Here is a 21,041-nt window from a genome sequence, read left to right as displayed (position 1 = left end):
TAGATATGCAGCGCTTGGCGGTCGGTATTGAATTTAATGGTGCAAACTATAGAGGCTGGCAAACACAGCAATCTGGCGTCATTTGCCTTCAAGAAACCATAGAGCAGGCACTGTCTAAAGTCGCAAATGAACCCATACAGCTACAAGGTGCTGGACGCACTGATGCCGGTGTCCATGCCACAAATATGGTGGCACACTTTGACACGCAGGCTAAACGTCCATTGGATGGATGGCTTCTAGGCTCAAATAGCCTGTTACCCAAAGATATCTCGATCCAATGGATTCAGGATATGGATCAAGAGTTTCATGCGCGCTTCAAAGCTAAATCGCGTCGTTATCGTTATGTAGTTTATAACAACCGTGTGCGCCCTGCATTACTGCATAAACAAGTCACCCACATCCACGCCCCTCTCAATGTAAAAAAAATGATTCTGGCTGCCTCAAAGTTTGAAGGTACGCATAATTTTGAGAGTTTTAGAGCCGCAGCATGTCAATCCAATCAACCTGTTCGCAGCGTTTCACATTGTAGACTCATCCAGCATGGTGCCTATCTTGTCCTCGACATCCAAGCTGATGGTTTTTTACACCATATGGTCCGTAATATTATGGGATGCTTATTGGAAATCGGACAAGATATGTATGATATTGATCACATCGATACGATTTTTGCCGCTGAAGATCGTCAAGCTGCAGGCGTCACTGCCCCCCCTGATGGATTATATTTTATTTATGCAGACTATCCTGATCAGTTTAAATTGCCGAAGATGCCTTTAGGGCCACACTGGCTCAATATGCCTGAATAATTTTATCGCTTTAAACATTTTCGAAGATGAGCGTCAGATTAACTTTAGTTCATTTTGTACATCAATGCATAAACGCAATATTTCTTATAAAAATTGAAAAGCTAAATCTGGCCTTCAACATCAAAAAAGCCATGCAATGCATGGCTTTTTCTCATGGACGAACGTTTTGTTTACGTTTTCTATATTCCACTGGTGTCTCATTGGTCCAACGTTTAAAAGCACGATAAAAAGTACTCGGCTCAGAGAATCCCGTTAAATAGACGATCCGCTCTACGCTTTCGTTGGTATTGGCTAATAATTTTTTGGCCAAACGACATCTGTAATCAGAAAGAATTTGTTGAAAGCTAGTGTTGGCCTCAGAAAGCTGTGTACGTAAACGACGCGGTGTAATACTTAATTGCGCTGCAACGGTTTCCAACGTTGTTTCGCCACTTTCAAGGGTTGAACCAATTGCACGACGGACTTCACCGACCAGATCATAACGAGCCAACTCTTGAAGTTTCTCGATCGCCAGTTGTTCATGTAATTGTAAAAGCTCAGGTTCTGCTTGCCACAATGTATAGTCTAGAATAGACGGATCAAAATACAGTCGCGTTTCTTTTTGCCCCAAACTCACAGGACATTCATATACACGTAAATACTCGTCATCTTCCGCACCTTTATTGAAGTTAAAATCAATATAAATCGGATTAAAACGTCCTTCGGTAATGAATTTAAAGAATCTTAAAATACCTGACATCGCACATTCTGAAAAATGACGATTGACAATATTCTCAGAAAAATTAGGTTGTTCACCGTTGGTTAAGTAACAACGATCGTATTCAACGACCAGTTTGGCATGGAATGCATCACTAATTAAACGTTGATAAGCCAAGGCACGTTTTAGCCCTTCGCCAAAGTTTTCACTCGAAATAAATAAGTGCTCAATGACCTGACCACGATATAATGGAAGATGTTCCCCCAAATGCAAACCGATGTCAGGATCTTTACTGACTTCTTCTGCCGCGACCCAAAATGCGTACTGCGCGCTTAAAGGCGTACGTGCATTTTGATCCACTTGATTTAAGGCCACACCCGCTTTTGTTAGTATTTCTTCTGTAGGCAATCCAGCACGACGTATCGCTTGATAGCCTAAACGCAGAACAACCGAAGCATCAGTTAGCTGACTCACGCAGTGCCCTTCCTTGTATGTTATTAATATATACTCAAAACTTATCTTCAAGATTACAGTCGATTGACCAAACTGACAATATAGATCTACATATTTTTGTTTGTTTATTATATCTCTGTGTTCGTCTATTTTGACTACAGATACATTCACATCAAAGCGTTTAACCTTGTATTTTTCCAAAATTTTGCCTATAATTTGCCCCTTTCCAATTTGATCATCAGGTAGGCTATGGCCAATAAAGAGGAACTTATCGAGTTCGAAGGCGTTGTCACCGAAACGCTTCCTAATACTATGTTCCGTGTACGTTTAGAAAACGGTCACGAAGTAATCGCACACATTTCTGGTAAAATGCGTAAACACTATATTCGTATTTTGACTGGCGACAGTGTTAAAGTAGAAATGACACCTTATGACTTATCTAAGGGTCGTATTACTTACCGTGCACGTTAAGTGTTAGTAAGCGAAAAGCCACGTTAAGTGGCTTTTTTATTGCGTCTATGATTTATCTTATACATGTCTACATGCCTTAAACACATCTTGGACAGATGATTGCATGCGTGTAAATCCACATCTTGCTAGGTACTTAAAAATCCTTTGCTTAATTTCGGTTTTAAGTTTAAATTTTAATGGTTCAATGTTTTAGAATTAAAAAAATAAACAAAAGAATATAAATAAAAAAATAAATGAAAGGTTTTATATGAAGTTCATTCAACAGTCCGTATCCGTACTTTTTTTATATTGCTTAAGCGTGTATTTAACGGCGTGCCAGTCAGCAAAACAGCAGCGCAACTCAAGCTTATCAAGTGCTTTACAACCTTATATAGGGCAAAGCATGGCTTCGATTCAAAAAAATATTGATTTAGAGAGATTCAATGTTGCTCTTCACCCTCAACCCAGCACGAACAAAGATCAGTTGGTTTATTTACACGGCAAGCAACTGTGTTTATTCCTGCCGGTAAATCCACTCGTGACCATAAGAGTTTTATCATTCCGACCCAACTCTCATCCACCAGCGATGGCTACCATCATTCTCTGAAGTGTTTCGTTATTTTCAAATTCAAACAAAATCTAGCTGAAAGTATCGAATTTAAAGGAAGAGGCTGTTAGTTTTTCCCAAAATCAAATCATATATAAAAAATGCAGCGATAAAGCTGCATTTATTAATACATTCAGAATTTGATTAATTCAAAGCTTTGACAACGGCTTGACCCATTTCGATCGTACCAACTTTGTTCATGTTGTCTGACATGATGTCGGCTGTACGTAAACCTTGATCTAAGACTTGCCCAACTGCCTCTTCAATGGCCTTAGCTGCCGCTTCCTCACGGAATGTATAACGCAACATCATCGCCACAGAAAGAATCGTTGCAAGTGGGTTAGCCACATTCTGACCCGCAATATCTGGTGCTGAACCATGACATGGTTCATACATGCCTTTTCCATTCTCATCTAAAGATGCAGACGGTAACATGCCAATCGAACCTGTAAGCATTGCCGCTTCATCAGACAAGATGTCGCCAAATAAGTTACCTGTCACAATTACATCAAACTGCTTCGGTGCACGTACCAATTGCATCGCTGCATTATCAACATACATATGAGACAAGTTGATATTTGGATATTCAGCTTCTTTTAAATCCGTTACGGTTTGCTTCCAAAGTTCAGTCACTTCAAGCACATTGGCTTTATCTACCGAACACACTTTACCGCCACGTAGATTCGCCATTTCAAACGCAACTTTGGCAATACGTTTAATTTCAGACTCAGCATAAACATCAGTGTTATAACCTTGTTTTTCACCATTTTCGAGTACACGAATACCGCGTGGTTCACCAAAGTAAATACCACCCGTAAGTTCACGTACAATCAAAATATCTAAGCCTGAAACGATTTCTGGCTTTAAGCTCGATGCATCAGCCAATTGTGGATACAAAATCGCTGGACGTAAGTTAGCAAATAAATTCAGTTCAGAACGAATTTTTAACAAGCCTCTTTCTGGGCGTATTGAACGTTCAATGCTATCCCACTTAGGACCGCCGACTGCACCTAATAAAAGCGCATCTGCACGCTTTGCTTGCTCAGCAGTCACTGCAGGGTATGGTTCGCCATGCGCATCAATCGCCGCACCACCTAATAGTCCCTGCTCCCACGTCAAACCTAAATTGAATTTATCATTAACACGTGTAAGTACTTGCTCAGCAGCTTTCACGATTTCAGGACCGATACCATCACCAGCCAAAATCAAAATATGTTTAGACATGAGTTATTCCATTTATAAAGTTAGTATTTTGCTAACGGGTTTTAAAATTTTTCTGCTCTACAAACTCGCCTAAACCATTTAAAACATTATACGGTTTGCAGAAACGTCGAATTGTTTTCATATTTTGTTGAAGATCTACACAGAGCGGATCTGGCGCAGATGAATTCAACAAACTTCCTCTATTCTTGCTTCGATCACGAAACATATTTAAGCGATACTGTCTATTCGCATTAAAACGATGAATCAGGTGTAAAGTTTCCGCTTTATCTTCAGAAATAGGATAAAAGCGAACCACCAATTCATACTGTGCCGCAGGTACAGACAGATAAATAGCATTATCATCGTTGAGCGATGCTTTATTCAGCCGTACAATACCTTGCTGAATTGCCTCTTTTTCTAAGCGATGGTTGTTCGCATCAACAATACGAGTTTTACCCAAACGCTCAAACTCACAATTTTTTGTACCGTCACAATAAATCAAAGCATTGGATTTAGTTTGCTCGGTTTCTTTCACTTTTTTAAGATGTAATGTATTAAAGCTTTGGCAACCCGCTATTGTGATGGCCATGCCCGTAAAAACTGCTAATCTTTTGAGAAGCTTTGCCATGATCTACGCCCAACCTTACTAAAATCCGCAACATGTTTTAACTCATTTTGCACTGATATTAACAAGAGTTGAGCTTTCGTCATAGGGCTCAAAAGAACAATCACTTAGCTACTTATTTCTTGAAATACCCAAGGACGTACTTGTTTGGTTTTTGCCTCATATTCACGGATATTATCGGCAGCTTGTAAAGTAAGACCAATATCATCCAAACCATTGAGTAAACAATGCTTACGGAAAGGATCAACTTCAAATTTAAAGGCTTCGCCCGCTGGAGTACGTACTTCTTGAGCTTCTAGGTCAATAGTCAATTGATAACCTTCATTGGCAGCGCACTCTTGAAACAGTTGCTCAACAATCTCTTCAGCCAAAATCACAGGTAACATCCCGTTTTTAAAACTGTTATTAAAGAAAATATCAGCATAACTTGGTGCAATAACCGTTCTAAAACCAAACTCTTCAAGTGCCCATGGCGCGTGTTCACGACTAGATCCACAGCCAAAGTTTGCACGAGATAAAAGAATGCTGGCACCTTGATAACGAGTTTGATTCAAAACAAAGTCCGGATTTTTAGGACGCTTGCTAATATCCTGCCCCAAATAACCTTCATCTAAATAACGCAACTCATCAAATAAATTATCGCCAAAACCCGTACGTTTGATCGACTTCAAAAATTGCTTTGGAATAATTAAATCTGTATCTACATTGGCACGGTCTAATGGCGCAACGATACCTTGTTCAATGGCATAAGCTTTCATAGTTAACTCCCTTGCACCAATTAGAATGTACGAACATCAACAAAATGACCCGCTATCGCAGCAGCAGCAGCCATTGCAGGACTCACCAAATGCGTACGACCACCATTGCCCTGACGACCTTCGAAGTTACGATTAGACGTCGAAGCACAGTGCTCACCGGGTTGTAATTTATCGGCATTCATTGCTAAACACATCGAACAACCTGGCTCACGCCATTCAAAACCAGCCTCAACTAAAATTTTATCCAAGCCTTCTGCTTCTGCTTGTGCTTTGACTAAACCAGAGCCAGGCACAACCATCGCTTGTTTGATGGTAGACGCTACTTTTTTACCTTTCGCTACTTCTGCAGCAGCACGGATATCTTCAATACGTGAATTTGTACAAGAGCCAATAAAAACACGATCTAACTGAATATCAGCCAAAGCTTGACCCGCATTTAAACCCATGTATTGGTAAGCACGTTTCCAGTCGCTACGTTGAACGTCATCTTTAGCTTGTTCTAAAGTTGGAACAGCTTTAGAGACAGGAATCACCATTTCAGGCGAAGTGCCCCATGATACTTGCGGCTCAATCTCTTCACCTTGCAACACAACCACAGTATCGAAATGAGCGGCCTCATCTGAATGTAATGTATTCCAATACTCAACAGCAGCATTCCACTGCTCGCCTTTAGGTGAGTAAGGGCGGTCTTTTACATACTCAATTGTTTTGTCATCGACAGCCACCATCCCCACACGTGCACCAGCTTCGATCGCCATATTACATACTGTCATACGCCCTTCAATCGACATATCACGGAACACTTGGCCACCAAACTCAATCGCATGGCCTGTACCACCTGCTGTACCAATTTTACCAATAATGGCTAAAACCACATCTTTTGACGTCACGCCTTGACCTAACTTTCCATCAACGCGAACCAACATGTTTTTCATTTTCTTTTGCACTAAGCATTGGGTCGCTAAGACATGCTCAACTTCTGATGTCCCAATCCCGTGTGCCAAACAACCAAAAGCGCCATGTGTTGCAGTATGAGAATCACCACAAACGACTGTCATACCTGGCAATGTCAAACCTTGCTCAGGACCAACGACATGCGCAATACCTTGACGAATATCATTGATATCAAACTGAACCACATTAAAGGTTTTACAGTTATCGTCTAAGGTTTGCACTTGAATACGAGAGGTTTCATCTTCAATACCTGCAATACCATCAGCACGTTCTTTTTTAGACGTAGGTACATTGTGGTCAGGTGTTGCGATATTAGCACTCAAACGCCAAGGTTTACGACCTGCTAACTGTAATCCCTCAAATGCTTGAGGTGAGGTAACTTCATGCAATAAATGGCGGTCAATATAAAGTAAAGCAGAGCCATCATCACGTTGTGCAACCAAATGGTCATCCCACAACTTGTCATATAAGGTTTTTGCTTTTTGATTTATTGCTTTTTGAAATTCTGTATTTTGGGTTTCGCCTGCCATGTCGATGTGCTCCACTGGACTGGGTAAATTCTTTCATTAGTAGGATTATAACCCTGAAATCACATAAATCTAATTTATCATTTTTATAAATTAATTAACTTTTTGGAATGTTTTAATTTTTGCTTATTTGAGCACGATCGGAATATTAGATTGTTTTTTGCATAATATTCGTTTTTACATATTAAATAAGAATGCTTATCATTTAACCAATGATAGACAACTTGATTAGGGGATTATCCCATGGTTCATATTCAAAATTTTATGGTAAATAACCAGCGTATGTTTAAAAAAACATTAAGCTATTACATTATGCATATGACGATTGCGATGATGGTGGGTTACTTTGTAACAGGCAGTATTGCAATGGCATTAACCTTAAGCTTACTTGAGCCTACTGTACAAGCCTTTGCATTTTTCTTTCATGAGAAAATCTGGAATAAATATACGATAGATAAAGAATATAGCATTTAATTTTTTTTAGAGAGTAAAAGCGGTTTTGTAAAATCAAATTCGTAAAATCAAAAAAAAGCCTATCAAGTGAAAGGCTTCTTTAGAAGAGTCTTATTTAGAATATTTAAAAATTAATATAATTGCACTGATGTATTTAAATCAGGCAAAAATTTAGTCACACTTAAATCATATTGAGTCGCATGTGAATGACCAGCGTGTTGATTTTGGTTAGCATGTTGACTGTGATCAGTGTGTTGATTCTGATTACTGTGCTGACTTTGATCAGTAGTTTGTTTATTCTGATTGCCGTGCTGACTGTGATCAGTAGTTTGTTTATTCTGATTACCGTGCTGACTGTGATCAGTCTGTTGATTCTGATTACTATGCTCACTATGATCTGCATGAGATCCGTGCATTGGATATCCTTCACGAATATTTCCTTCGCCAACATGATCCATCGCTTCATGTCTCATAATGCCAGCATTGGTATGCGTTAGACCTATGCCTTCAGAAATTTTAATCGCATTTCCGATTACGCCGTCAATCAAGGTATCACGTATATTGACGACAGACGAATCAACAATGTGATTTAAAAAATCAGAACCTGGAATATCAATCTTTAAGTTATTTTCAACGTCATGAATAATATCAATCAATAGATCTGGAATCGTTGCGATCAAATCTATGTCGTGTACTAAATGTGACTCTAAATTATTAATCGTATAAGAGGCACTATGACTTGCTACCTCTTTGATACTATCTAGCGTTTCTGGACTTTGTCCATTGAACTCCACGTGCGCCTGACCATTGATACTTTTGTCTAGAATATTAACGCTACCTACTACGCCTGCTTTAGCAACTTCAACGACATTCGCAGCCATCATAATGGTGTGATCTGCAACAATTCCGACGGCTTTGAAACCTGCAGATAATATACTGCCTGCAACGTCACCAACCACAGAAACAACTGGAATTTTACCCAGTATATTTGAAGGCAAGTTGATCACAGTTTGAGCAATCGCATTGTAAGTTGAATTCACACCATCATATAAAGTTCCTGTTTTGGTCGGATCAGGAAAAATATCGAGCACTTTGGACACTACATTGGTCACAGCTCGAATTGGACTAAACAATACATCTAATAAACCTCCCGATTGTTTAGCATGACTTATCGTTATATTACTCGAGTCATGATGATGGGCTGTATTTGAATGCTGTGCAATCTCTTTGTTTTTTGTTGATGATGGTATGATTTTATTAAAGATATTCTTAAAAAATGACATAATATTTCCTCAATATATTTGTAATTGCTATAATTAATCAATTAAGAAGCATAATTAAAATAGCAACGCTTTATAAAGAAAACATTAATAATAATACCTTGTTACAAATATATTTTAAGGGAAAAGTATAATAATAGTGTGATATAGGTCACAATATTTAATGTTAAAAGTTTTGAGAATTTTCATTAATCACAAGATTTTATGTGATATTTAAATTTGATCGATTGAATGTCCGTCTATCAATAATGCAAATACGAATTAAGTTTGATTAATATTATTAAATCATAAATAATTGAAAAGTTTATTTTTCAGATTGCCTGTCATGAATCTTGCTGCATTTGAAGCTTTTATTAAAGTCATGGAAACTGGTTCAATCTCTATGGCAGCTGAGCATCTGTTTATTACCCAACCCGCTGTCACAAAACGTATTCATAGTTTAGAAGATTATTTTGGTGTCAAGCTTTTTGAATCTGCAGGTCGCGGTGTCCAAGCGACTCACGCAGCACATTCACTGTTACCCAAAGTAAAAAATTGGATGAATGAATTGGGCGATATTCATCATACGCTTAGTCATGACCAAGCTCAGATTAAAGGTAAACTGAAGATTGGCACTAGCCACCATATTGGCTTACATCATTTACCCGAGCATTTAAAAAATTATGTTCAACAACACCCTGACGTGACACTTGATGTGCATTTTGTTGATTCAGAACAAGCGCATGAAAAAGTATTGGCAGGTGATTTAGAGCTGGCCTTTTTAACACTTCCTCCAAACCTCGATGATCGTCTTCGCTATATTCCTCTTTGGAATGATCCTTTGGTTTTCGTGGCTGCAGCTTTTCATCCTTTAGCGGTTAAAAAAGATATAAGCCTTGATGATTTAATGCAATTTCCAAGTTTATTACCCGGTTCAAATACTTATACGGCACAAATCACACTGGCTGAGTTTGAGAAAAAAGGTTTAAAACCTAAAGTGACCATGAGTAATAATCCACTCGAATCAATTCGTATGTTGGCATCTATAGGACTTGGTTGGTCTGTACTCCCTAAAACATTAGTGAGTCAAGACTTAGTCACCTTGGATTTAGATTTAGAAATGAAGCGTCAGCTCGGTATGGTGTGGCATCCTTCTCGGACACAGTCCAAAGCAGCAAAAGCTTTGGTTGATTTGATGATTCATTAAGCTTTTAAAGTTTTAAATATTTAAGCTCCAAATGTCGTCCTTATGACGGCATTTTTTATGTCTTAACATTTTCTATTTCTTAATATTTTTTTCTATTTCTTAATATTTTTATTTCTTACTATGTTCTATTACTTCATATTTTTTAATTTTTAAGCTGCCAGATAAATCTTCACGTTTTAACTCGTTAATTCACTTTGATTGAAAGATGGACTTAATCCTTCGTTTTTATGGATGAAGAAAGGCTAAAATCCATCTGTATAGCATTTGAAATTATTGCATCATGTTAAACATGTGTTGTTGCTGCATCTAATGCCGACTGCCCTGCTTCTGTAGGGGTAGGCACATATAATTCCGCTTCGCCTTCAATAACCTGTTCGCCATTTATGTTGCAAATGGTGTCAAAGTAAACTCGTTTCCGTTCATGATCAACTTTGATGACTGTTGCGACTACATCAACAGTGTCACCCACATATACTGGTTTTAAAAAACGCAAATTGTGATTGACATAAATTGCACCGGGACCTGGAAGATGCAAGCCAAAAATCGGAGAGAAAAAACAGGCGGTTAAAAATCCATGAGCAATGGGGCGTTTAAATTTGGTCTGTGCGGCATATGTTTCATCATGATGTATAGGATTTTTATCACCACATAAATTGATAAACTGAGCCACTTTTTCAGCGTCTATAGTGCGGGTTAAGGTGTGCGACAAACCTACATAGAAGTCATCGATATGAGCCAATTTCATAGTTTATTCCTTAATATGGCGTACAGAACGCTTTAAAAGCGTCTTGTACGCTTTTTATTTAGAATGAGCCGAACAAAGTACCTAATGTAATGGCAACCGTTACCGCAACCATTGGGATCGCAACCGTACACATCGCCACGTTGCCATAAGACTGCTTGTGTGTCATACCACAAATAGACAATAAGGTGATGACCGCACCTGAGTGAGGCAAGGTATCCAAACATCCTGCCGCCAAAGCCGCAATACGGTGTAATAATTCAGGACTGATACCAGCAGCATTGGCCATGGCTAAGTAATCGGCACCCAATGTAGACAAGGCAATCGACATACCGCCAGAAGAAGAACCAGTGATACCTGCCAAAATGTTCATAGCAATGGCTTCTGAAATCAATGGATTACTTGATACATTTAATACCAGATCGCGAATGATGACAAAACCAGCCAAAGACGCAATGACAGCGCCATAGCCTACTTCAGAGGCAGTATTGAAAATTGGCAACATTGAGCCTAAAGCACCTTTGTTAACGGTTTCTTTGAGGTTGTTCCATTTGCCCAAACGTAACAAGATCAGGCTTAAACAAGCGACCACCAAGGCAATCACCAATGCCCACAAACCTGTTTGCTTGCTCGGATCTAATTTTGGATAGAGTTCAGTAAACGACGTGAAGTCCATGTTTGGAAAAAGTATGTAGGTGAACAAAGCATTTACACCAATCACCAAGAGCAATGGTAAAAATGCTAAGAATACTGGCATTTTACCTTGAGAGTTCACGCCATTTTCAAACTTCTCTCCTTCTTGGGTATCAATACCGTAGCCTTCGCCATTTCTATAAGCTTTACTTGCACGGCTTTGTAACCACATGCAGCCCAGACCAAACATGACTAAACCAGAAATGATGCCGATACCAGGGGCAGCAAATACATTGGTACCAAAAAAAGGAATTGGAATCGCATTTTGAATGGAAGGCGAACCTGGAAGAGCGGTCATGGTGAAGGTGAATGAGCCTAAAGCGATGGCACCGGGAATTAAGCGTTTTGGAATGTTAGCCGCTTGAAACATAGATTTGGCAATGGGGTAAATAGCAAAAGCGACTACAAACAGTGAAACCCCACCGAAAGTCAACACACCACACGCCAATACCACTGTCAAAATGGCGCGGTTGTGCCCTAATTTCTCCATGATCCAGTTTGAAATGCTAGATGCAGCACCTGAATCAACCATCAATTGTCCAAATAAGGCACCCAATAAAAAAATAGGAAAGAATTTTAAAATATAGCCGCCTAAAGCCGACATAAAGGTTTCAGTATACTGTGGCATCATGTAGATCATGTCACCAGAAAGCAGAATGGCAATGGCCGCCATAATGGGTGCTAAAATCAATACTGAAATACCGCGATAGGCAAAAAACATCAGTAATGCCAATGAGATGATGATTGCTAAAGTGCCCATGGTTTCTCCTTGATATTTATTTTTCCGTTATCCATAACGTTTTTTCTAATTGTCCTTGAATCATGGCTGTCTTATTTGAGGTGACACCGTTTTGAAGCAAGGACATTGATGCAATGTTAAAATCACATTAGCATATCGAATTTGAAATTATCCATTAATTTTCAAAGATTAATAATTGTACTATTCCATATATTCGTTTCTAAATTATGCACAGATTGAACGTATTACAGTTGCAATAGCTAAAAGAAATCATGTGATTACATACGGCAATATTCGTTAAACCTTGTAGTCACTCTTGATCATTATTTCGATGAGAACCTACTACATTGTTTATTTTCTGAATTTTCTTATTAACCAAAGATTTATATATTATTCCCTACTAAACCGATCGCCACAGTATAAAAAGGCTAGAAGCGGCATTTGAAATTCCTTAGATTTGCTCTACAACATCAAGCAAAAATACCCCTACAGCAATAAAACCATAAGGATACATTTGACGGGAAAACAACCCTAGAACGTCCAAAATCAAAGCACCTAAGATCGAAGTATTTAAATTGGTTGCAGCAAACTGTTTGGTTTGCTTAATTTTTAGACCCTGTCTGTGTAAATATTCTATCTTTGTAATCACGATAATATTTCTGCCCTACAATGATATCGTTTTCATGGTCAATATTATTGATTTCCTATTGAATATTATAAATGGGTGGATGAATCGACTGTTATTCAGTCATATGTACTGTGCTTAATTTTTTGATTTAAGTGTCATTTTCGAATTGCTCTATTTCTTGTGAGTGTATCAATTCTTTTTTAGCTAACCCATCAGCATATTTCCAATGGGTTAAACTTTAGAGCAACATTACACAGAATCTTCATGAAGCGCTTCATTTAATTGATCAACCACCAAAGCCCACTCTCCATCTGATTTAATTTTTTCAGCTAAAAATTGACGTTGACCATCAGACCAAAACACTGCATCGACAAGACTGACATGCGCATCAAGCTGATGTTTTTCTATAAATTTTTCAATTGCAGGCTCACTCGAGTCTAAACCTAATTGTTCAAATAGATTGGTCATTCTTGGGCGTGTATTCGACATAACTTCCTCTCTTTTCATTGCTTTAAGTACAACATAGTTCTAGATACAACATAACATCTTTTTATTAAATATAACTTTTATTAAATATAACAATATTCAACATAATCAGTTTACTACTAAAAAAATTATAATTTCTGACTAATTGGTTACACCATTTATAAGATCACCAGAATTTATAAAATAACTTTACTATTCACTCATAAATTTTATTTTTATTCGCTTAAACGACTTAATAACAATAGATGATAATCATATTTACTAAACATCGAGTCGCGTCATCATGACTACGACTCAATAGATCTCTTTTAGTAAGTCGAAAAATGATCATCGAAGGGCAATAAATTGATCTTTTAAAATTCCTTCTCCCTTTGGGAGAAGGTTAAAATGAGGGAGTATTCATAATGAGTGGGTTGTATGAATAATAACTTTTGAGATAAATCTAATATTTATGACTTGTTCTACTACAGCACCAAAATTAATAAAAGTCGATTAAATAGACCAATCCTGAATATCCCAACCTTGCTCTTTGGCCAATACTTCTAATCGATCATCTGGATTTACAGCAATCGCATGATCTGCATATTCCAACAAGAAACGATCATTAATCGAATCCGAATAAGCCCAAGACTCCGTGACTTCACGACCAGCTAACCATTGATCCAATCGCGTTAATTTGCCTTTTTGATAACATGGCACGTTTATGACTTTACCCGTGTATTTCCCATCCACAACTTGAGCATTGGTTGCAATGATTTCTGTAATTCCAAACTCGCGGAAAATCGGTGCTGTAATAAAATCTGAAGTTGCGGTGATACCGACCAACTCATGCCCTGCCTCTTTATGACGTTGAATTGCTTTAAAGCCTTCAGGACGCATTTGTGCACGAATGACTTTCTTCATGAATAGTTCATGTAGTTCAACGAGATAAGAATTATCATACTGTGTTAAAAATTCAAAAACAAATTCATTGTAGGCGATTGGATCGAGTTGCCCTGCTTTATAATCGTTATAAAATTTATCATTGATTTGGCGATGTCGAACTGGATCGACCAGCCCCTCATTGACTAAAAACTCTCCCCACGAGTGATCAGAATCTGTATTTAATAAGGTGTGATCTAAATCAAATAACGCCAATTTCATAAAAATACTCGTTCAAACTGAAATTTAAGAAAAAAAATGTAAATCTATCACCGCTAAGGGATAGAAATTCGTTAAGATCATAGCAATTTTAAAACATTATTACTTTGAACTATTCGAGTTGGGCATAGAGAGTGGATGCCCCCGAACTCAAAGTCAACGAATTTAATAAATTTTAGGTAGCCAAATGATCGATTCAGAAGGTTTCCGACCCAATGTCGGGATCATTTTGGCAAATGATATTGGACAAGTTTTATGGGCAAAGCGCATTGGACACAATGCTTGGCAATTTCCACAAGGAGGTATCCACTTTGGAGAAACTCCTGAACAGGCACTTTTCAGAGAGCTGCGAGAAGAAGTCGGTTTATTGCCAGAACATGTCCAGATAATTGCGCAAACCGAAGGTTGGTTGCACTATCGTTTGCCACTTCGATATATCAGGTCAGATTCTGATCCTGTTTGTATTGGACAAAAGCAAAAATGGTTTTTATTGAAATTGACTGCTTCACCGAGTCATATTCAATTGAATTTAACGGATCCGCCAGAGTTTGATCAATGGCAATGGGTCAGTTATTGGTATCCCTTAGGGCAAGTGGTGAACTTTAAACGAGATGTTTACCGTAGAGCTATGTTGGAGCTGTGCATGCAATTACCACAGCAAAACTTGGATCGTGCAAAAAGGATATAAATACTTTGCCATAGGCACTGTAATAAAATGAACGAAACATACTCATTCCCTTAAAGAGGAGCACACCTTCATGTCTAACATGCAATTAGACTCTTTACGACGCATTGTTCAAGAGATCAATGCTTCAGTCAGTTTGCATGATTCTTTAGAAATTATGGTAAACCAAGTTTCTCAAGCAATGCATGTAGATGTGTGCTCTATTTATCTTTTAGATGAACGAAATCAACGCTATGTATTGATGGCTTCTAAAGGTTTGAATGCCGAATCAATAGGAACGGTTTCTCTTCAACTTGGTGAAGGTTTAGTCGGCTTAGTCGGTCAACGTGAAGAGATTGTCAATATTGATAATGCCTTCAAACATGAACGTTTCGCCTACTTTCCAGAGACGGGTGAGGAGATTTATAACTCATTCCTCGGAGTACCCGTCATGTATCGCCGTAAAGTGATGGGCGTACTGGTCGTACAAAATGAAGAGCCTCAAGACTTTAGTGAAGCAGCTGAATCCTTTTTAGTCACACTTTGTGCACAGTTATCTGGTGTGATTGCGCATGCGCATGCTGTGGGAAATATTGATGTATTTCGTAAGCCGTCAAGTTCTCCAACCTATAAAACTTTCCAAGGTTCTTCTGGTGCGGGTGGCATAGCACTCGGACGAGCGTTGATTCTGTATCCACCTGCAGATTTGGCTGCTGTTCCAGATCGTGAAGCAGAGGATATTAGCGAAGAACTTGAATTTTTAGACCAAGCTGTGGATTCAGTCCGAGCGGAAATTCGTTCCTTAGATGAAAAGATGCAAGACTCTCTCATGTCTGAGGAACGTGCGCTCTTTAGTGTGTTTATACGCATGTTGGATGAAAATGCGCTACCCGCAGAAATCAAAGAGCTGATTCGAGATGGCAACTGGGCCCAAGGTGCAGTTAAACGTGTGATTGATCGACACATCGCAATTTTTGCTCAGATGGAAGACGATTATTTACGTGAGCGAGTTTCTGATTTAAAAGATCTCGGAAGACGTATTCTTGCTGCATTGCAAAAAGATGACTTAAGCCATCGAGAAATTAGCAATGACAGTATTATCGTGGGCGAGGAAATTAGTACTGCTGCATTGGTCGAATTACCTGTAGATCGTATCGCTGCAATCGTCACCTCTGAAGGTGCAGCCAATTCACATATGGTGATCGTGGCTCGTGCCTTAGGCATACCCACTGTGGTTGGTGTGACTGAACTGCCAGTCAATACGCTTGATGATGCTGAAATGATTGTGGACGCCTATCAAGGACGTGTCTTCGTCAACCCTCCGCGTCGTTTACGTCAACGTTATAAAGAAATTCAAAAAGAAGAAGAACAAATCGCCAAAGATTTGAAGCAATATGAAACCAAAGATGCGATCACGCCAGACGGTGTTGCAGTGCACTTATTTGTTAATACAGGTTTAATGATTGACGTTGTGCGTGGCGTACAACGCGGTGCCAAAGGTGTAGGACTCTATCGTTCTGAAATTCCATTTATGCTGCGTGATCGCTTTCCAGGTGAAGAGGAACAACGCGCAATCTATCGTCAGCAGCTAAGTCACTTTGCCAACAAACCTGTGGTCATGCGTACCTTGGATATTGGTGCAGATAAAGACCTGCCTTATTTTCATATTGAAGAAGAAAACTCAGCATTGGGTTGGCGAGGTATTCGCTTTACACTCGATCATCCAGAAATTTTTTCTTCACAAATACGCGCTATGCTCAAAGCGAGTATCGGTTTAAATAATCTACACATTTTGTTGCCCATGGTGACCAGCGTTAGCGAAGTAGAAGAAGCATTATATTTACTTGAACGTGACTGGATGGCTGTTCAAGAAGAAGAACAAGTGAAGATCAAAAAGCCTAAAATTGGCATTATGGTTGAAGTGCCAAGTGTACTTTTACAAATTGGTGAATTTGCTGAGTTAGTCGACTTTTTCTCTGTTGGCTCAAATGATTTGATTCAGTATCTACTGGCGGTTGATCGTAATAATCCACGTGTTTCAAGTGTTTATTCACACTTTCATCCCTCTGTATTGCGGGCCTTACAACGACTGGTTAAGGAATGTCATAAATATGACAAGCCTATCAGTATTTGTGGAGAAATGGCTGGCGACCCTTTATCCGCGATCTTATTGATGGCGATGGGCTTTAATACATTATCGATGAGCTCAAGTAATATTTTGCGTGTACGCAAAGCGATTTGCCATGTCCCTATGAGCGATGCAGAAAAATTATTAGAAGATGTCGTGAAAATGAGTAACCCGCTGATTGTTAAGAGCTGGATGGAATATTATTTTAAACATCATGGACTTGCAGATATGGTAAAATCCAACAGAATGCTGGGTGTCTAGTTTAAAATATCATTGAGAATCATCTTAATATGAGAATTAAAATAGCATGCTCAATTTTATTCTAATTTTTTTAGCTATCATTTTGATCTGTTTTTTATTAATTATTTTTTTCAAAAAATCAGAATCTGCTCAGTCAAAACAAAAAAATAGCACTTCAGCAGCAAATTTTAACTACAACCCAACGTCTGATTCATATCATCATAAAGTTTCTAGTGATTATTCTAGCAATGATTCTGGAGATGGTGGTGGTGGTGGTTAATCATCAATGCGATTGAAAAGGGAGATAATCATTCGAATATCTCCCTTTTTTGTGTTTTGTATAACCACGTTTTAAATTTTTCTTTCGATCTACAAACACTTGGCTTTGGTTAACCTCATGCATATGTTTCGCCACAAAGTTATGAATCACAACTTCTGGCAATACTTTTTTCTTTGCCATTTCTACACCTATTTTATGTTGAGCACCATAGATACAATACAAAAGTAATATGATGCTTTTGTGCTCAGATTTCAAGCTTAATAATGTTTAAAACTTAAATTAAATACAAGTTTAAAGCCTGAAAGATATCAATAAATCTGAATAATTCATGATAAAAGATAATTTGAATAAGCTTTCAATCCAATAAACTTAAAACTGTTATTAATGAACCGTTATTTCTGAATAAATAGCAACCCCACTTGAAGAAACCATTCTAATCAATTTTCCTTTTGGTATTGTTTAAAGCACTTAATTACACATTGATAAATATGAAATGATAATATGAAGATTAGTAGTTAATATCTCATCGTTACAATTCATTTTTTTAATCCTCATCATTTTTTAATATACGCTTTTAGTTGATATGAAATTATATAATAAGTAGTTTTCGTGGTAATCACCGCATTTCTTTTAATAAAGAAGATGATGACTCTGTTGTCTACAAAGATAGTAATTTAAAAAGAGAATGTGATGGCTGATAATGGGGATTGTAAATGCAATTTAACATTGCTGTTTATTTGAAGCCGCTAAAGACAAGCCTCATAGATGGAGAATATTCATCAACCATGCTTTTATCAATACAACGTGAATGTATCTTCATATGTATTAGATCTCTTTCATAACTCAAAAAACAGTCATCTTTTTGGTGATTATATGTACCCTTAACTTTGTGACATTGATGCATAATTTCAGTATGAAATATATCGACTCTAAAAAGCTTTCTGATCCGCAGTTTAAGCGTTATACAGGCATCTCATACTCAACTTTTTATTTAATGGTTGAGCAATTGAAATAGCATTTACCAACTACGGGTAGACCCGCTAAATTAAGCTTAGAAGATCAAGTTCTTTTGAGTCTAAGCTATTGGCGTGAATATCGAACCTTATTTCATGTTGCGACCAGTTATGGTGTTTCAGAGCCGACGGCTTCAAGAATTGTTCGGCATGTTGAAGACTGCTTAATCCAGTCTAATCTTTTTAATTTACCGAAGGATTTGCCTGAAGGTGAAGACATTGATTGGAATGTTGTCATCATCGATGCAACAGAAATACCCATTCAACGGCCCAAAAAAACAGAAAAAAAGCTATAGCGGTAAGAAAAAGACACATACCTTTAAAGTACAAGCGATTATTCATGCTAAAACACGGAAAATACTCAGTTTTTGTATGTGTAAAGGTGCAGTGCATGATTTTGAATTATTCAAAAGAAACTTAAATTTAATTCCTAAGAATTCATTTCTATTAGCGGATAAAGGTTATCAGGGTATTCATAATATTTACGCAAACAGTTTGCTTCCGTTGAAAGCAAAAAAAGGCTGTACATTAGATCCTGAGCTTAAAAAATACAATCGAGAAATCAATAAAAGAAGAATCCTTGTTGAACATGTTTTTGGTGCGCTGAAGCATTTTAAAATACTTGCTGAACGTTACCGAAATAGAGGAAAAAGACTCGGCTTAAGATTCAATTTAATTGCTGGAATTTACAACATGGAATTGAGCAAAAAGTGACTTATGAAAGAGGTCTAATGTATTGCCATTTAATGATCATTTTCCGACTTATGAAAGAGATCTATTGATCTAAATATTAAACCTGTAAGACCTTCAATCGCTTATTAAGCAACGAAGCTTTTTTAACAAAAATAATCACAAATTTAGCTCATCAGACTAAGCCATACTTGTTTGAATAACCAACAGACTTACCCCTACTTCCTTAAGTAAGGCTTTTAATAGAATATTAAAAATTTTCATCGGGATTGTTTAGCATAACTAATCTCACTACTCTATATTTATTTTTAAAATAACAAGGAGAGAATAATGAAAAATTTAATGATCGCTATAACAACTAGTTTAGTAAGTATGACTGGGTGGAGTGCCTGCACTTATAACTTTGATGCTACCTTAAGCCAAATACAAACAATGTCAGGATATAAAGCACCTAATATCACACTTTTTCCTCAAAATTCAAATCAAAAAATTGGACTAACTTTACAAGAAGGGATGCCAACAGGATCATTAGGAGATTACAGGATAAATATCGCAACGAGTAGAGAGTTTGCTAATAATACAATAGAAAAACTTACAAATAATGGCACTATTCTAGGTGATAAATCCTTACCTTCTGACGGTATTATTGCTTTCGAATTAAGTTTTAACGTTCCTGATAAGCTTAGCAAAACAGGCCAATTAGTTACTTTCCCTATTAGTGCGAGTGGAAACATGGAAAATGGTAAAACATTTATGCTTCATACGTTGTATGGAAACAACACCGATTCCACTGGTGGAGATTATAAAAATAATTTCTTTTTCATGTTTATCACAGAGGAGGGGAAACAGACAGAACTTAATAACTTACAAGGTTCATATGTATCAAATTCTACTCAATTACAAAAAATTGGTTTCTATATTAATCAAGTTTCAAATCAAATCGGCTTGATTGTAAATGGTGTAAATCATGGATATGTTTATACTCTTCCAAGTAAAGCAAAGAACATCGGATTTATGATAAATGCGATGTATCAAAATATTAACACTTTTGATATTGATAAGGAATTTTCTGTTGAGACAAAGACCGATGCAACAAAAATATCTCAATTATATCCAACAGGGACTAAAGATATCTGTGGTAACACAATTTAATAGCTGAGTTTTATCTAACCGTCTAAATGGCGGTTTTATACATTCAAGTAGAAGATAAACTATGACAATTGATGCTCTTATTAAAATATTTTACGCATTGGAGATTTCTCATACTTGACTAACATTTAATCATTCACAGAATGGTGAATTCCTCTAGCTTAATTGGATAATATAATGCAGCTTCAGGCATGCTTAATTGAAAATGAAGAAATTATTTAGCTATTTATTTTTCAATTAGATGAAAAATTTAAAGATATACTTAGTGCTGTAAGTAGAAGTGCAATAAGTTATAGAAACAAGACTGTTATAATATTATGCAAAATCAAAGAAGGTCTATTGCCTTATTTACGATGAAAGCAAAATTTATGTTTGTACGTAATCTAAAATTTTCTTTAATGGAAATAAAAAAGCAGAAACTAATTAATCCGAATCCTGCTTAAGAAAATACAA

23 protein-coding genes are annotated in these 21,041 nt (G+C 37.4%); 11 read left to right on the top strand and 12 right to left on the bottom strand.

From position 1 onward, the window contains the following. Positions 1-5 precede the first annotated feature (5 nt). Positions 6-803: a tRNA pseudouridine(38-40) synthase TruA gene (gene truA / locus V5M36_RS02285; RefSeq protein ID WP_338561604.1), complete on the top strand. Its 798-nt coding sequence runs from the start codon at positions 6-8 to the stop codon at positions 801-803. A gap of 151 nt (positions 804-954) precedes the next feature. On the opposite strand, the gene V5M36_RS02280 is transcribed toward truA, so the two are convergent. Beyond that, positions 955-1,974, bottom strand: coding sequence for an AraC family transcriptional regulator (locus tag V5M36_RS02280; protein ID WP_338561603.1), 1,020 nt, complete (start codon positions 1,972-1,974; stop codon positions 955-957). Between the two features lie 228 nt (positions 1,975-2,202). On the opposite strand from V5M36_RS02280, the gene infA reads away from it, so the two are divergent. Both infA and V5M36_RS02270 read left to right on the top strand, forming a co-directional pair. Then, positions 2,203-2,424 (top strand): translation initiation factor IF-1, encoded by a 222-nt coding sequence (gene infA, locus V5M36_RS02275; protein ID WP_004692529.1) that lies wholly within the window; start codon positions 2,203-2,205, stop codon positions 2,422-2,424. Between the two features lie 247 nt (positions 2,425-2,671). Next, positions 2,672-3,010, top strand: a complete 339-nt coding sequence (locus tag V5M36_RS02270; protein WP_338561597.1) for a hypothetical protein — start codon at positions 2,672-2,674, stop codon at positions 3,008-3,010. A 144-nt stretch (positions 3,011-3,154) separates the two neighbouring features. On the opposite strand, the gene leuB is transcribed toward V5M36_RS02270, so the two are convergent. From leuB to leuC, 4 genes are all read right to left on the bottom strand, one after another. After that, the gene (gene leuB / locus V5M36_RS02265; protein ID WP_338561595.1) at positions 3,155-4,234 is read right to left on the bottom strand and encodes a 3-isopropylmalate dehydrogenase; all 1,080 of its coding nucleotides are present in this window, start codon (positions 4,232-4,234) and stop codon (positions 3,155-3,157) included. Positions 4,235-4,265: 31 nt separating this feature from the next. Continuing rightward, entirely contained in the window at positions 4,266-4,841 is a 576-nt protein-coding gene (locus V5M36_RS02260; RefSeq protein ID WP_338561593.1) for a hypothetical protein, read from the bottom strand. A gap of 104 nt (positions 4,842-4,945) precedes the next feature. After that, positions 4,946-5,596, bottom strand: a complete 651-nt coding sequence (leuD, locus tag V5M36_RS02255) for a 3-isopropylmalate dehydratase small subunit (RefSeq protein WP_338561591.1) — start codon at positions 5,594-5,596, stop codon at positions 4,946-4,948. 20 nt (positions 5,597-5,616) lie between these two features. After that, positions 5,617-7,080 carry a 3-isopropylmalate dehydratase large subunit gene (gene leuC / locus V5M36_RS02250; protein WP_338561589.1) on the bottom strand — a complete coding sequence of 488 codons (1,464 nt, stop codon included), beginning with the start codon at positions 7,078-7,080 and terminating at the stop codon, positions 5,617-5,619. A 240-nt stretch (positions 7,081-7,320) separates the two neighbouring features. On the opposite strand from leuC, the gene V5M36_RS02245 reads away from it, so the two are divergent. Further along, a complete protein-coding gene (locus V5M36_RS02245) occupies positions 7,321-7,551 on the top strand; it encodes a DUF2061 domain-containing protein (RefSeq protein ID WP_338561587.1) in 231 nt (76 codons plus the stop codon). 110 nt (positions 7,552-7,661) lie between these two features. Here the strand turns inward: V5M36_RS02245 and V5M36_RS02240 are convergent, their stop codons facing one another. Further along, a complete protein-coding gene (locus V5M36_RS02240; protein ID WP_338561586.1) occupies positions 7,662-8,813 on the bottom strand; it encodes a hypothetical protein in 1,152 nt (383 codons plus the stop codon). Between the two features lie 322 nt (positions 8,814-9,135). Here V5M36_RS02240 and V5M36_RS02235 point away from each other — a divergent pair, with 322 nt between their 5' ends. Continuing rightward, a complete protein-coding gene (locus V5M36_RS02235; protein WP_338561585.1) occupies positions 9,136-9,996 on the top strand; it encodes a LysR family transcriptional regulator in 861 nt (286 codons plus the stop codon). Between the two features lie 283 nt (positions 9,997-10,279). Here V5M36_RS02235 and V5M36_RS02230 read toward each other — a convergent pair whose 3' ends face one another. The 5 genes from V5M36_RS02230 to V5M36_RS02210 form a co-directional block, all read right to left on the bottom strand. Further along, positions 10,280-10,741, bottom strand: coding sequence for a MaoC family dehydratase (locus V5M36_RS02230; protein ID WP_338561582.1), 462 nt, complete (start codon positions 10,739-10,741; stop codon positions 10,280-10,282). A gap of 58 nt (positions 10,742-10,799) precedes the next feature. Continuing rightward, positions 10,800-12,191 (bottom strand): GntP family permease, encoded by a 1,392-nt coding sequence (locus V5M36_RS02225; RefSeq protein ID WP_338561580.1) that lies wholly within the window; start codon positions 12,189-12,191, stop codon positions 10,800-10,802. A gap of 430 nt (positions 12,192-12,621) precedes the next feature. Beyond that, positions 12,622-12,819, bottom strand: a complete 198-nt coding sequence (locus tag V5M36_RS02220; RefSeq protein ID WP_338561578.1) for a hypothetical protein — start codon at positions 12,817-12,819, stop codon at positions 12,622-12,624. Between the two features lie 228 nt (positions 12,820-13,047). Beyond that, positions 13,048-13,287: a DUF2789 domain-containing protein gene (locus tag V5M36_RS02215; RefSeq protein WP_338561576.1), complete on the bottom strand. Its 240-nt coding sequence runs from the start codon at positions 13,285-13,287 to the stop codon at positions 13,048-13,050. 489 nt (positions 13,288-13,776) lie between these two features. Next, complete coding sequence (locus tag V5M36_RS02210; RefSeq protein ID WP_338561574.1) at positions 13,777-14,427, bottom strand: HAD family hydrolase; 651 nt, start codon at positions 14,425-14,427, stop codon at positions 13,777-13,779. Positions 14,428-14,611: 184 nt separating this feature from the next. Between V5M36_RS02210 and V5M36_RS02205 the strand changes: the two genes are divergently transcribed. The 3 genes from V5M36_RS02205 to V5M36_RS02195 all read left to right on the top strand — a co-directional run bounded on the left by V5M36_RS02205 (position 14,612) and on the right by V5M36_RS02195 (position 17,736). Then, on the top strand, positions 14,612-15,112 hold the full coding sequence (locus tag V5M36_RS02205) for an RNA pyrophosphohydrolase (protein WP_338561571.1): 501 nt from the start codon (positions 14,612-14,614) through the stop codon (positions 15,110-15,112). Between the two features lie 70 nt (positions 15,113-15,182). After that, on the top strand, positions 15,183-17,477 hold the full coding sequence (ptsP, locus tag V5M36_RS02200; protein ID WP_338561569.1) for a phosphoenolpyruvate--protein phosphotransferase: 2,295 nt from the start codon (positions 15,183-15,185) through the stop codon (positions 17,475-17,477). Between the two features lie 46 nt (positions 17,478-17,523). Then, positions 17,524-17,736, top strand: coding sequence for a hypothetical protein (locus tag V5M36_RS02195; protein WP_338561567.1), 213 nt, complete (start codon positions 17,524-17,526; stop codon positions 17,734-17,736). A 3-nt stretch (positions 17,737-17,739) separates the two neighbouring features. Here the strand turns inward: V5M36_RS02195 and V5M36_RS02190 are convergent, their stop codons facing one another. Continuing rightward, positions 17,740-17,916, bottom strand: coding sequence for a DUF7230 family protein (locus V5M36_RS02190; protein ID WP_338561564.1), 177 nt, complete (start codon positions 17,914-17,916; stop codon positions 17,740-17,742). 889 nt (positions 17,917-18,805) lie between these two features. Here V5M36_RS02190 and V5M36_RS02185 point away from each other — a divergent pair. The 3 genes from V5M36_RS02185 to V5M36_RS02175 all read left to right on the top strand — a co-directional run bounded on the left by V5M36_RS02185 (position 18,806) and on the right by V5M36_RS02175 (position 20,591). Continuing rightward, the gene (locus V5M36_RS02185; RefSeq protein ID WP_338561561.1) at positions 18,806-19,045 is read left to right on the top strand and encodes a transposase family protein; all 240 of its coding nucleotides are present in this window, start codon (positions 18,806-18,808) and stop codon (positions 19,043-19,045) included. Beyond that, positions 18,978-19,463, top strand: coding sequence for a transposase family protein (locus V5M36_RS02180; protein ID WP_445206321.1), 486 nt, complete (start codon positions 18,978-18,980; stop codon positions 19,461-19,463). Before V5M36_RS02185 ends, V5M36_RS02180 begins: the two co-directional genes overlap by 68 nt. A 306-nt stretch (positions 19,464-19,769) precedes the next feature. Then, positions 19,770-20,591, top strand: coding sequence for a DUF4882 family protein (locus V5M36_RS02175; protein ID WP_338561557.1), 822 nt, complete (start codon positions 19,770-19,772; stop codon positions 20,589-20,591). Positions 20,592-21,041: the final 450 nt, after the last annotated feature.

Source organism: Acinetobacter sp. KS-LM10 (genome assembly GCF_036896575.1).
Taxonomy (GTDB): Bacteria; Pseudomonadota; Gammaproteobacteria; order Pseudomonadales; family Moraxellaceae; genus Acinetobacter; species Acinetobacter avistercoris.
Note: the sequence above shows the minus strand (reverse complement) of the source record. Positions and strands in the feature narration are given on the sequence as shown.